The sequence below is a fragment of the Microvirga sp. M2 genome (assembly GCF_047497095.1).
GTDB lineage: Bacteria > Pseudomonadota > Alphaproteobacteria > Rhizobiales > Beijerinckiaceae > Microvirga.
On record NZ_CP134065.1, the window covers coordinates 597,747 to 609,014 of the forward strand.

The window sequence follows — 11,268 nt, forward strand, 5'->3', positions numbered from 1 at the left end:
ACGCGAAGTGCGCTTTAGTTTCGCGCCCCGAGACACTTGCGATCTTTGCTAGAGTCGTCAAAGCGGTTGCGCTGAGCCCCTTCTTCGGATCGCCGGAGATGAGAGTTTTCCGGCCTCGTGCGCTGAGCCCCTTCTTTGGATCGCCGGAGGCTAGAGTTTTCCGGCCTCGTTCACGGCGGCAGGCTGGCTGTGCTGCCGTGATTTGTCAGTGAGATCGGAGGCTTATGCCCAAGGGCGCCATGTGGCCGATCCTCATTGTCGTATCGACGCCAATCCTCCATCTTTTCGCGCGCATCGGCAAGCGTCAGGAACCAGTGCTGGTTCAGACACTTGGCCCGAAAGCGGCCGTTGAAGGCTTCAATATACGCGTTGTCGGTCGGCTTGCCGGGCCGGGAGAAGTCGAGCGTGACACCCCTGGCATAGGCCCACAGATCCAGGTCACGACTGACAAACTCCGAGCCCTGGTCGACCCGGATCGTCGTCGGATAGCCGATCTCGGCACAGGTCCGCTCGAGCACCTGCACCACCTCCTCGCCCCGATAGCTGAAGCGCGGATCAATCACCGGTGAGTAGCGCGAGAAGATGTCCACCACGGTCAGGACCCGCAGCTTCCGGCCGGTGGCGAGCTGGTCATGCACAAAGTCCATGGCCCAGACGTCGTTTGGCCCCACGGCTGCCTGGCGGTCGTCCCGCAGTTTGGCCTTCACCCGCCGCTTGGGTGTTTTGTTGCGCAGCTGCATGCCCAGCTCCCGGTAGATCCGATAAGTCGTCGGCCCTGAATAATGCGTCGGCACGAGGCTGGCGTTGGTTCAGGCGGCTTGAGAGGTATCCGGTTGCGCGGGTGAGATGATCAGAGCTGCCATGAGCCAGGCCACAAAAAGCCTGAGCCAGTTCAGGATCAGCCGTAGGTTGTGCCCGGCGGCCACAAGCAGCGCATTGATGGCGTCGCCGGCTGCTCCGAGCAGGTGATTGCGTCCCAGCCGCCCGTCCGCCTTCATGTGTCCGATCATCGGCTCGATCGCGGACCGGCGTCGCAGCTCGCGCTTGATCGTGGGTGTGAGCCCCCGCCGCTGGCGGGCAATGAACACGCGCTCCTTATGCGCATAGTCGTGCCCACGATAGCCCAGGTCGACGTAGATGCGCGCGGGCTCCACGTCCGTCATCGCGATGACCTGGCCGATGGTCGTGTCCAACGTATGCCCGTCATACGGATTGCCCTCGAGCGCCTTGGAGGCGAGCACGAAGCCTTCGCGGTTGGTCACCGCCAGCGCGACCTTGGAGCCGAACTCGTACGGCCGATGCGCCTTGCCCTTGGCGATGCACACCACCTCTGGAGCATGCAGGCTGTAGAGCTTGTTCTTGCTCGTGCGCTCCTGCGTCAGAAGACGCTCGACGAAGCCGAGCAGAGGAGCAAACCGGCGTGAGAGAACCTCATCACCGGCGACTTTCCTGGCGGCATCGCGGTAGACCCGGCCCAAATAGGTCTTCAGCCGCTTCAACTCGCGCCGCATGCGGCGCATCTGCCGGGCATGGGCATAGCGACCGACCTGCACGGCGGCGCGTTGGGCCAGACGGGTGTGAGCCTGCCGCAGCTCGAGGCCGTGCCGTTTGGCCTGCCGCACCAGAGCCTGCAAGGCTTTCAGGTACAGCTTCGCGTCGGTGGGATGAGTGATGGCCTTGGGCTGCACCGTCGTATCGACGGTGATCCGTTCAAGACTGGAGGGCCGCACCGCGCCCGTGTCGAGCCCGGCCTGGATCGTGGCAGAAAGCAGCGTCTCCAATCCCTCAGATCCGAGCCGCTTGCGCCAGCGGGTGAGCGAGCTGGGATCGCACGGCAACTGATGCTGGAAGTACTCGCAACCACAGAACCATTGATAATACGGGTTCTCGATCCAGCGCTGCACCGCCGCCTCATCGGACAGGTTGAAGGTGTGCTGGAGATAGGACAAGCCCACCATCAGCCGCGTGGGTTTAGCAGGCCGGCCGAGCGGGCGATAAAAGCGGCCGAACTCCTGATCGAACCTGTCCCAGTCGATCAGACTGGCTAGGCGAAAGAGCTCGTGACGCGGATCGAGGATCTGATCGAGACGGCTGCGGTAGAGATCGCCCGAAGTGGGCAGCGTCGGCTTGGGTCCCATGGCAAAACACCGGTTTTGAGTGGTTCACTCTCCAGGAACCGGCATTTTACAATGCTTTGCGACGACAAAGAATCCTTCTACCTCAATCAGTTGTGGGTTGTTCACAGCCGACTACTTACAATACCAGCGCACGCACAGCAGGATGATCTCGGCCGGAAAGCGGCGGCGCTTGAACAGAGACACAGGAGCGGCTCCTTGATGAACCGCTCCTTGTTATACGGCCGAGGTTAATGCAACGGTCCCGTCTGTCGCAGGCGAATTTCTCCGGTTTAGATGTGTGATCAAGCGCATCCAAACCGGCGACCGCGGACGATCACGACTGATCGGGTCGCGTTGAGACGGACAAGCAGGTTTTCTGTCGCTGCCTGGAGCGGACCATGAAATCGGCTCATTTCTCGGCCCTGCTCGGCAGGCTGCAAGTTCAGGAGATGTCATGCGCACGCTGCTCATAGCGGGATTTATAGGAGCCACAGTCCTGGGTTCAGGAAGTCTGTGTGCCGGAGGCCCAGCGAAACCTCTCGATGAGGCCGCAATCCGGCAAGGCGCCCAGATCCGATTGGCCCAGTCCGTCGATGAGGATGATGACGACGAGGACATTCAGCCCAACGTCCGACCCAGCCCGGATGACCAGGACGACCAAGGGGACATCCAAGATGATGATGATGATGATGACGGGGGTGCCGCTGGGCAGCCGGTCGGCATCAATCCTGGATAATACTATCCCTGACGGTGTTCGGGCGCCTGTCCCGTGTTCAGGGCGAATCCTCGCCCTGCACCGTCAGAAGGTCCACACCCCGGGACCTGCCGCGATTTCCGGCAATCATGGCAATAGAATGCAGGGACGGGAAGGACCACGCCAGCAGGAATGGCGACACCTCCATGGACGGGGGAGCAAGGGGGGCTTTATCTTGCCATGTCTTTCCGGCAAACGGCTACAGGGGGCCCAGGGTTGGCGCAGCCCAGCCGATCACGGCAAACGTCAGCCCGATCAGCCCGAGCCCACCGCCAATCCAGGCCAGCCATCCGATGCTGAGCACGACGGACGCGGAGGCGAGCACGATCGCGATCTGCAGGGCCGTGGTGCTGAGGTCGAGCCTGTCCTTGGCCGCCAGGGCATGGTCGCGCGCCGCTTCAGCCGCCTGGGCACGCACGGTCAGTTCCTTGCGGCCTTCGTTTGTGGACGGCTCTGACTCATAGCGCTCGATGGCGGTGCGCCAGGCCTGCACCTGCTTTTGCGCAGCCTCCGCCTGAGCCGGAGGCATGCTCATCAGGTCGATCTGGAGGCGCTCGGCCTCAGTGCGCAAGGTGGTCTGGCGAATGGTCTTGGCTTGGTAGAAGGACCAGAGGTTGGCGGCGTCGGTGTTGCTTTTGAGCGCGTCCACGCGGGCATTGTCGCTCGTCGTCTCGACCACGGCCAGAAGAGCCGCCAGGCTGGCGATCAACAGTGCAATGAATTTGGTTCCGCGGCGTTCATGGACCTCGTCAAGGCGGTCCTTGGCTTCTTCCGCATGCATGCGATCGTCCCCTCTGTCGGTTCATTGTTGGTCGAGGGATACCTATCTTAAACGTTTTCCCAAAGGCTCCGGTGCCTAGAAACAAGCTCCCGCATTCCCTGTTGCAGGTCAACAGATGATCAACCGGCGCCACGAGGGCACCGTTGCAGTAACCTCGGCAGTATAATCCAGAGCGGCCAATCGAGGAGCCGCCCTGTCGTCTTTGTTCAAGCGCCGCCGTTTCCCAGTCGAGATCATCCTGCTGTGCGTGCGCTGGTACTGCAAGTACGGGATCAGCTATCGCGATCTGGCTGAAATGATGTCCGAGCGCGGTGTCGCCGTTGATCCATCCACGATCTTCCGTTGGGTTCAGCGCTATGCTCCGGAGATCAAAAGGCGAATTCGGCTCTACCAGGGACCTCGCTCAGGCTCCTGGCGCGTCGACGAGACCTATGCGCGGGTTGGCGGACACTGGAAGTACCTGTTTCGCGCGGTCGACAAGCACGGTCGGTTGATCGCCTTCATGCTGTCCGATCGGCGGAATACCAACGCCGCTTATCGGTTCCTGCGTAAGGCCATCAAGGCGATGAGCACCTATCCACCATCCTCGATCACGACGGATAAACTGGCGTCGTATCCCAAGGCGATCCTGCGCCTGCAGAACAAAGGGATGCTGCCGAACGATGTGGTACACCGCACCTCGAAATATCTGACGGATGTATTTGACAAGCCATTTTCGACATCGGTGGGAGCATTCTCCTTCCGGTCTGTTGGTCTGAATCAGGCGCTGTCCGCATGGTACCCGGCAGAAACTGGGTTTGAGCGCGCCATCGCGTCACGAGAGGCTCGCCGGTCTACCTGGGCGACGAAAGTGCATATGATACGGGCTCCCTACCGGCGAGTGGATCGACAGGGCTGGGGCTGCTATAGTGGACGGGCTCGGGTGACCCCGGAGCGAAGAGCAGGGCGTGAGGTTGCAACCCTGCCGCGCAGCTTAGGACCGTCGCACCTCATTGGCGGCACCCGAGCACCCTTTCGGTGATCGTTGTTTCCAGCTGGCCACAAAGCGCCGATAAGCTTCTTCGGCCTGGCCGACCATCTCCCGCTCTGCCTCACGCACAGCCTTCTTGCTGTATGCGGCGGCGGATCCCTTTTGCCGGCCGCCCCGGCGCGATGGATATCCCGCTGCCAGTTCCAAATAGCGCAGTTTCCACTGCAGCAGCGCCAGCCGGCTCCAGGTGTAGTCTTCATCTTTGCTCAGCATGTGCCAGACGATCACCGCCAGCTTACGGGCCGTTGCTACGGCCGCCACCGACTTGCCGCGCTTGTTCCTGATGCGGATGAAGAAGGCCCGCAGAGGACCTGGTACGCCGGAGATCACCCAGGCCGCCTCGACCAGCATCGAGCGGGCATGAGTCCGCCCCTGTTTGCTGATGTGCCCATGATAAGCGGGCTTATCGCCTGATTGCCGCACCTTCGGATTGAGGCCGAAGCAGCTCACCAGCTTTTGCGGCGAGGAGAAGCGTTTGATGTCGCCGATCGCTGCCAGGACGCTCATGGCCACCGTGGCATTCACCCCCGTGATCGTCATCAGCCGTCTGACCTGTGGATCATCGAGCGCCTTCTGGGCGAGGCTCTTGTCCAGCTCCGCGAGCTCGGCCCCAAGCCGATCCAGCTCACCGGCATGGCGCAGGATCACCCAGCGCTGATCCTCGGCGAGCGGAAGGGCCTCCAACCAGGCCCTTCCGCGTTTCGAGAACAGGCTGCCTTGATAGGGTGGGATCAGGTGAGCATGCAAAACCGCGTGGATCCGGTTCTTGAGGCGGGTCATCTGCGCGACCAGCTGGGTGCGTTCTGCCGTGACACGGCGGCGGGCCTCGGTCTCCTCGTCCGGCATCCAGACCTCGGGCAGGAACCCGCTGGCATGGAGCTTCGCCAGCACGCGAGCATCGATCTTGTCGGTCTTGACCTTGGCCCAGGCGATCGCCCGCACCAGGTTGGGATTGGCAATCACCACGCGCGCCACGAACGGTGACAGCAGGCGCACGATGGCGCTGGTGTTGCCGGTCGCCTCCAGGACGATCTCGTCGTCAGGCTTCAGCGATTGGGCAAAGTGCAGCAGGCGACTGCGTTCAAGGTCGACCTTGCCGGCATCCCGGATAACTCCGTTCTCCAGGATTGCCATCTGGGCAAAGGAACGATGAACATCGAGAGCAATGATCCTCATCTCCGGCTCCTGTGGCTTAAGCAACTTCGGGAGCCAGTGGGCCACACGACAACTACGGATCCGCGCTCGCAGCGCACCCGGGCCAGTCGAAGGGGCGGCCAGATAACAACACGAGCTCTCAGCTCACAGATACTTTCGGCCTGCCCACCTTCCGTGCTCCCGACACCCCTATCCCGGTGCGCCGAGGATACCTGATCCGTCAGCCTTCAGAAACCTGAATGGAGGTGTCGCGCCTATTCATGCCCGATAATAACATCCTTGAGGCTGATCATGGCACGCTCAAGCGCGTGATACGGCCGACATGCAGCTTCCAGACGATGAAAACCGCCGCTGCAACCCTGACGGGTTTTGAAATCATGCGCATGCTCCGCCGCGGTCATTACAACAAGCGGGGATGTCGAGCGACGGGTGAAATCCGTCTGAACAATCAGCTCTGTCGTCCGAACTGAGAAACTGCCCCCGCATTGCCTCACGTTGAATGTTACCGGTAGGCTCACTGTCCCGGACGGGATGCGTCATCTTTTGTCATCCTGTTGCGGGGATGGTGGATGGCAAGGCATCTCAGCATGGCAACACGCTCGGAACTGGTCGAAGCAATCGTCGAGCGCTACCGATCAAGCCGCCGGGCGGACAAGCAGCGCATCCTGGATGAGTTCATTGCGGTGACCGGCTATCACCGCAAGCATGCGATCCGGATTCTCTGTCGATCTGAGAGCAAGCCACCCGCTGCCAGGCAATACGCCACCCGGTATGATGCCAGGGTTCGTGAGGCCCTGGTTGTGTTATGGGAGGCGTCCGACCGCCTGTGCTCGAAGCGCCTGAAGCCGATGATCCCCGTCTTGTTGCCGGCCCTGGAGCGGCACGGCCGGCTTGATGTGGATGACGAGCTGCGGAGCAAGGTGCTGACGGTCAGCCCGGCCACGATGGACCGATTGCTGTCGCAGGTGCGCGTTGTCGCCCGTGGCGGTCAGCGCCGTCGCGCCGGCATGAGTTCGGCGGTGCGCCGCTCGGTGCCGGTGCGCACCTTTGGCGACTGGAATGATCCTCTACCGGGTTATGTCGAGGTCGACTTCGTGGCGCATTCCGGCACCTCGTCGTCCGGCAGCTTCGTGCAGACCATGGTTCTGACCGATATTGCCACGGGCTGGACCGAGTGCGTGCCGGTGCGCACGCGGGACGGTGGACTTGTGATCGCCGCGATCCAGCAGGCGCGGTCGCTGTTTCCCTTCCCGCTGCGGGGTGTCGACTTCGACAATGACAGCGCCTTCATGAACGAATTGGTGGTCTGCTGGTGCCGAAGCCAGGGGCTGGAGGTGACGCGGTCGCGTGCCTACCGCAAGAATGACCAGGCCTGGGTGGAGCAGAAGAACGGCGCCATCGTGCGCAGGCTGGTGGGCTATGGCAGGTTCGTCGGGGCGGAGGCGACGGCGGCCCTGGCCCGTCTCTATGCTGTGGTGCGTCTGCACGGCAATCTGTACCAGCCGTGGTTCAAGCTGTGGGAGAAGACCCGGATTGGGGGCCGCGTGATCAAGCGCTATCACGCGCCCGTTCCACCAGCCGCCCGCGTTCTGGCTCATCCCGGTGTGAGCGAGGCAGACAAAGAGCGGCTACGAGCCCTGATGGAAGCATCAGATCCGGTGATGCTGTATACTGGGATCCGCGTGGCCCAGGAAGAGCTCGGGAAACGGGTTGATCGTCGTGGTCTGAGCAGCAAGCCTGAGGAACCGGTCACCATTGATCTTCAACGCTTCGCTGCGAGCCTGAAGACGGCTTGGCAGGCCGGCGAGACGCGACCGACGCATCGACGGCTCTATCGGCGAGTAAAGCCGTATCCGAAGCGGCCAAGCATGTTTGAGCCGTATGAGGCCCAGATCAAGGCATGGCTTGAGGCCGAGCCCGCGATCCCGGCGGCAACGGTGCTTCAGCGTCTCATAGACGCCGATCCGTCGCGCTTCCGGACGAGGAGCCTGCGGATGGTGCAAAGGGTCGTGAAGGCTTGGCGGGCTGACGTGATGGGGCGGATCATCCTTGACGGGGACTGGATCAAACGGGCGCACGCCTACCCTTCAGCCGCGGAAGGAGAGATCATCCGCTCCATCACATCGCCTAGTAACATTCTCCGGTGAGGCAACAGGAGGGGTCAATTCTTCGGTTCGGTTGACAAGCTCTTCGGTCTTGCTGCCTGAGCGGCCCGTTAAACTGGGTCCGATATGCCGTTTTCAGGTTACTGCAACGGTGCCTGCGCGATCAAGCCCGCATCAACAAGGCCCGCATCAGCAGCACGAGGATCGCGACCGCAACGCCAGCGCCGATGTCAAGAATGAAGAGTAGGAGCGGATGGCGCCGGGCCTGACACGGACATGAGGGTCTTCAGCACAACCTTCAGCAAGGCGTCACGGCTTGTGGGCTTTTCAAGCCACGGCACCCCCTGAAGCTCAGAGGACAAGCTCTGGCGCGGCGGGTAACCGGAATAGATGACAAAGGGGATGGCGCGTCTTTTGAACTCCCCGGCCAACTCTGTGGCAGGGCCGTCCTTGAGCATGAAGTCGACAATAGCGATGTCAGCCGTGTTGACCTCCAGCCAAGTTCGCGCCTCGGCAGAGGAGGCGACCGTGTGCACGGCAATGCCCGCCCCTTCAAGGTATGTCTCGATCGACATGGCAATGAGTGCCTGATCCTCGACAATCAAGCAGCGGAGCTGATCTGTCATTTCTTTGCTCATGAACTCCTCGGTCGAGGACGTCAGAAAAGCCAGCATTCACTTAAGTTGACCTGGGCTGGACCAACCCCTTGGCAAAAGCGGCCGTACCGGACACTCGCGGACTTTCTTCTCACGCATGAGTGGGGTATGGCGGGCTCTCGAATAGGGACGGCCTGACACCGCTCATGCGCTGCTACTTTCACTTGGTCAATAGCCATGAAGAGATCTTGGATAGCGAAGGATCGAGGTCTCCGATCTGGAGAATGCCAAGGTGCAGGCCATGCGGGCCATCGACGACCTCCAGAATGAGGCGATAACGGCTGGCTATCCTGGCAGGGCTGGCGACTTGAAATCGTTGATCCATCCGGCACGGTCCTGGCATCTCTTCCCCTGGAGCAAACGCAGCACTGATTGCCGCCAACCCGCCTCAGTCCCTATTCTCGATAATTGTCCCACCATTTGCGGGGTGGCGATATTCCGGCACAGGCCGGCCTATGAACACCTGATCCAAGGACTGCGGCGGGAGCCGTTCAGCACCTGCTTCAGGTATCCCATGTCCTCAGAATACTGATCGCCTGTGACAGCTTATAGGGCTTCGGGAGGACCACCCCTCCGGTAACAGGATCCAGTCGCTCCGAGTAGCCGGTCACGTATATGACAGGCAGATCTGGGAAACGCCTACGAAAAGCCTTGGCCACTTCCCAGCCATCGGCTTCGGGCATGCGAATGTCTGTCAGGAGTGCGTCTATCGCGATTTCAGTATCGAGGAGGCTGAGTGCCTGTCCGCCATCGGCTGCTGCGATGACCTCAAATCCGTCGTCTTCGAGACCTGACACGGCCATCTCACGGACAAACGGGTCATCCTCTACGACTAGAATTCTCATCGCCTGCCCCCTGGCCTTACTTGGACCACCAGATCAAGTGGTCAACCCCGGCCGCGGCACAGAAGCCTCAGCGAAACGGCGTGGTAGGGTGGTCGCCGAGGGCTTCAACCATCAACGAGAGAGCGATCCTCAGCACCTCTCGCCCGACTTGGTCCCTGACGCTGATCAGGAAGGTGCGCTCGTCGCCGTCGGGAATTTCGTCCTTGGCCATCTCTACCACAGCCGTCTGAGCCACAGCCTTAGCGGCGCTGACGCCTTCGAGTTCTTGGCCCTCATCGTCAGTTGCGAAGAAACGACCATCGTAGGTATCGAAATAATATCGCGGCATCGGACCTCAGAAAATCAGCAGCTAGCCGTAAATTCCAACAGGCACCGTTTGTTCACCCTTTCCGAGCGCAAAAGGGTGATCCCTATTTCCGCGGCACGATCGCCACCTGAGAACTTACCGGACAGCTCGCCAGTTCGGGTGAGAACGCTTGGGGAATACGAGCCTGACCCGAAGAATTCTCCCAGCCGCCAAACGATCAAGGGTGTCCTTGATCACACGGATGGTTTCCGGGTCAGTCCTCAGAGTCTGTTCGATGTGAGGAGCCATGGCTCTCATCTGGCTGAGGCTCCGAATGTTGGCACTCTCAAGAGCCTTCCAGGCGTTCTCGGGCAACTGCAAACCTTCAAACGGATCGGCGCGGTTCTTGGAGATCGGTCGGGCCATCGTTCGGACCTTTTGCTCTGTTGATCGGGCTGCGACGCGGAACCACCCTTGATAGTCATGAAAGCCGAGCACTTTTTTCACAATGATGGTTGGATTTCCAGCCTTGAGAAAGCCGGGCCGGCGCTGCGCCACCCTGAAAGAAGAACCCCGCGGGCCTGAGCCAGCGGGGCGTGTGTCCAAGCGATGTGCCGCATCTCCTGGGAAAGGCAATGGAACGATCTGCGGGACGCTGCTCACTCGCGGAAGTCCGGAGCCGTGAGTCCCAAACGTTTCGCCCGATCGCGTTGCGTCACCGAGCGCGCCAGGCGGTCGAGGCGCACCACGACCCGCATTCCCCCGGCCGGATCTCGCGCAGCAGCCGCGCCAGCACCGGCCGGGTCCGGCTTGCGCCCGAGCCCTGCTCTTCATGGAGGATAGCGCAGCCGTCCGCGCGCAGCTCGGCAAGCTGGGGATCGTGGGCTCATGCCCCCTCTGTACGACTACACAAGTTGAAAGCAAACGTTCGTTGGAGAACGGCTCCGACAGCAGGGACTGCCTTCCGCGAACTTCCGCCTGCGACGGGGGAAGAGAGCGTGGCGGCATGGTCCGGGGCGCCCTCGCTCCTGCTGCGGGTTGCAGCCTCGCTTACTCCTGCGCCGGGCGATCGGCCCGATCCCCGTCCTCGTCCTCCTCGCCGGCACCCCAGCCGAGCTCGCGGTCGAGCGTGTCAGCCGTCGGCCTGGCGGGCGTTGCGGCCTGCAGCAGGCCGGCCTCCTCCAGCGCGTCCCACTCGGGCAGATCGCGCAGCGACGCCAGGCCGAACACTACCAGAAACCTGTCCGTGGTGACATAGGTGAGCGGCGCGCCGGGCTGCGGCGACCGCGGTCCGGCCCCGATCAGCGCGAGACGCTTGAGTCGGGCGATCACGTCGCGGCTGACCTCTTTGCCGAACAGCCGGGAGAGTTCCGTGCGGGTGACCGGCTGCAAATAGGCAATCGCCGTCACCACCAGGCGCTCGGCCGGACTCAGCGCGGGCTCGGCTGGATCCGCGGATGGCCGAACGAACCGAATCGCCTCGGCAAAGCGCCGTCGCGTGCGATGGTGCCAGCCGCCGGCGACGACCACCAGCTCGTA

General features: G+C 61.9%; 12 protein-coding genes and 2 pseudogenes. 3 read left to right on the forward strand and 11 right to left on the reverse strand.

Annotated elements, in window-relative coordinates; translation table 11 throughout:
- Positions 1 to 170: 170 nt before the first annotated feature.
- From RE429_RS31455 to RE429_RS31470, 4 genes and pseudogenes are all read right to left on the reverse strand, one after another.
- Positions 171 to 767 (reverse strand): annotated as a pseudogene (locus RE429_RS31455) (integrase core domain-containing protein); the annotation flags it as partial.
- A 42-nt stretch (positions 768 to 809) separates the two neighbouring features.
- Complete coding sequence (locus RE429_RS31460) at positions 810 to 2,138, reverse strand: IS5 family transposase (protein ID WP_414476196.1); 1,329 nt, start codon at positions 2,136 to 2,138, stop codon at positions 810 to 812.
- Between the two features lie 481 nt (positions 2,139 to 2,619).
- Positions 2,620 to 2,778, reverse strand: a complete 159-nt coding sequence (locus tag RE429_RS31465; protein WP_414476197.1) for a hypothetical protein — start codon at positions 2,776 to 2,778, stop codon at positions 2,620 to 2,622.
- A 292-nt stretch (positions 2,779 to 3,070) separates the two neighbouring features.
- Positions 3,071 to 3,652 carry a DUF4337 domain-containing protein gene (locus RE429_RS31470; RefSeq protein ID WP_414476198.1) on the reverse strand — a complete coding sequence of 194 codons (582 nt, stop codon included), beginning with the start codon at positions 3,650 to 3,652 and terminating at the stop codon, positions 3,071 to 3,073.
- 202 nt (positions 3,653 to 3,854) lie between these two features.
- Between RE429_RS31470 and RE429_RS31475 the strand changes: the two genes are divergently transcribed.
- Positions 3,855 to 4,673 (forward strand): IS6 family transposase, encoded by an 819-nt coding sequence (locus tag RE429_RS31475; protein ID WP_414476199.1) that lies wholly within the window; start codon positions 3,855 to 3,857, stop codon positions 4,671 to 4,673.
- Here RE429_RS31475 and RE429_RS31480 read toward each other — a convergent pair.
- Positions 4,626 to 5,858 (reverse strand): IS110 family transposase, encoded by a 1,233-nt coding sequence (locus RE429_RS31480; protein WP_414476501.1) that lies wholly within the window; start codon positions 5,856 to 5,858, stop codon positions 4,626 to 4,628. The genes RE429_RS31475 and RE429_RS31480 overlap by 48 nt on opposite strands.
- A 239-nt stretch (positions 5,859 to 6,097) precedes the next feature.
- On the opposite strand from RE429_RS31480, the gene RE429_RS31485 reads away from it, so the two are divergent.
- On the forward strand, positions 6,098 to 6,307 hold the full coding sequence (locus tag RE429_RS31485) for a DDE-type integrase/transposase/recombinase (protein ID WP_414476200.1): 210 nt from the start codon (positions 6,098 to 6,100) through the stop codon (positions 6,305 to 6,307).
- A gap of 99 nt (positions 6,308 to 6,406) precedes the next feature.
- Complete coding sequence (locus RE429_RS31490) at positions 6,407 to 7,984, forward strand: transposase (RefSeq protein ID WP_414476201.1); 1,578 nt, start codon at positions 6,407 to 6,409, stop codon at positions 7,982 to 7,984.
- A gap of 188 nt (positions 7,985 to 8,172) precedes the next feature.
- Here RE429_RS31490 and RE429_RS31495 read toward each other — a convergent pair whose 3' ends face one another.
- The 6 genes and pseudogenes from RE429_RS31495 to scpB form a co-directional block, all read right to left on the reverse strand.
- Complete coding sequence (locus RE429_RS31495; protein WP_414476202.1) at positions 8,173 to 8,580, reverse strand: response regulator; 408 nt, start codon at positions 8,578 to 8,580, stop codon at positions 8,173 to 8,175.
- Between the two features lie 521 nt (positions 8,581 to 9,101).
- Complete coding sequence (locus tag RE429_RS31500) at positions 9,102 to 9,443, reverse strand: response regulator (protein WP_414476203.1); 342 nt, start codon at positions 9,441 to 9,443, stop codon at positions 9,102 to 9,104.
- A 67-nt stretch (positions 9,444 to 9,510) separates the two neighbouring features.
- Positions 9,511 to 9,771: a DUF6894 family protein gene (locus tag RE429_RS31505; RefSeq protein ID WP_414476204.1), complete on the reverse strand. Its 261-nt coding sequence runs from the start codon at positions 9,769 to 9,771 to the stop codon at positions 9,511 to 9,513.
- A 114-nt stretch (positions 9,772 to 9,885) separates the two neighbouring features.
- Positions 9,886 to 10,335 (reverse strand): hypothetical protein, encoded by a 450-nt coding sequence (locus RE429_RS31510; protein WP_414476205.1) that lies wholly within the window; start codon positions 10,333 to 10,335, stop codon positions 9,886 to 9,888.
- Between the two features lie 107 nt (positions 10,336 to 10,442).
- Positions 10,443 to 10,612, reverse strand: a pseudogene (locus RE429_RS31515) (recombinase family protein); the annotation flags it as partial.
- A gap of 167 nt (positions 10,613 to 10,779) precedes the next feature.
- Positions 10,780 to 11,259 carry an SMC-Scp complex subunit ScpB gene (gene scpB / locus RE429_RS31520; protein WP_414476206.1) on the reverse strand — a complete coding sequence of 160 codons (480 nt, stop codon included), beginning with the start codon at positions 11,257 to 11,259 and terminating at the stop codon, positions 10,780 to 10,782.
- Positions 11,260 to 11,268 lie beyond the last annotated feature (9 nt).

Bases quoted from the DNA above. Each gene is read 5' to 3' on its own strand.
- RE429_RS31460 (WP_414476196.1), bottom strand. From the start codon at position 2,138: ATGGGACCCAAGCCGACGCTGCCCACTTCGGGCGATCTCTACCGCAGC.
- RE429_RS31470 (WP_414476198.1), bottom strand. From the start codon at position 3,652: ATGCATGCGGAAGAAGCCAAGGACCGCCTTGACGAGGTCCATGAACGC.
- RE429_RS31480 (WP_414476501.1), bottom strand. From the start codon at position 5,858: ATGAGGATCATTGCTCTCGATGTTCATCGTTCCTTTGCCCAGATGGCA.
- RE429_RS31485 (WP_414476200.1), top strand. From the start codon at position 6,098: ATGCCCGATAATAACATCCTTGAGGCTGATCATGGCACGCTCAAGCGC.
- RE429_RS31490 (WP_414476201.1), top strand. From the start codon at position 6,407: ATGGCAAGGCATCTCAGCATGGCAACACGCTCGGAACTGGTCGAAGCA.
- RE429_RS31495 (WP_414476202.1), bottom strand. From the start codon at position 8,580: ATGAGCAAAGAAATGACAGATCAGCTCCGCTGCTTGATTGTCGAGGAT.
- RE429_RS31500 (WP_414476203.1), bottom strand. From the start codon at position 9,443: ATGAGAATTCTAGTCGTAGAGGATGACCCGTTTGTCCGTGAGATGGCC.
- RE429_RS31505 (WP_414476204.1), bottom strand. From the start codon at position 9,771: ATGCCGCGATATTATTTCGATACCTACGATGGTCGTTTCTTCGCAACT.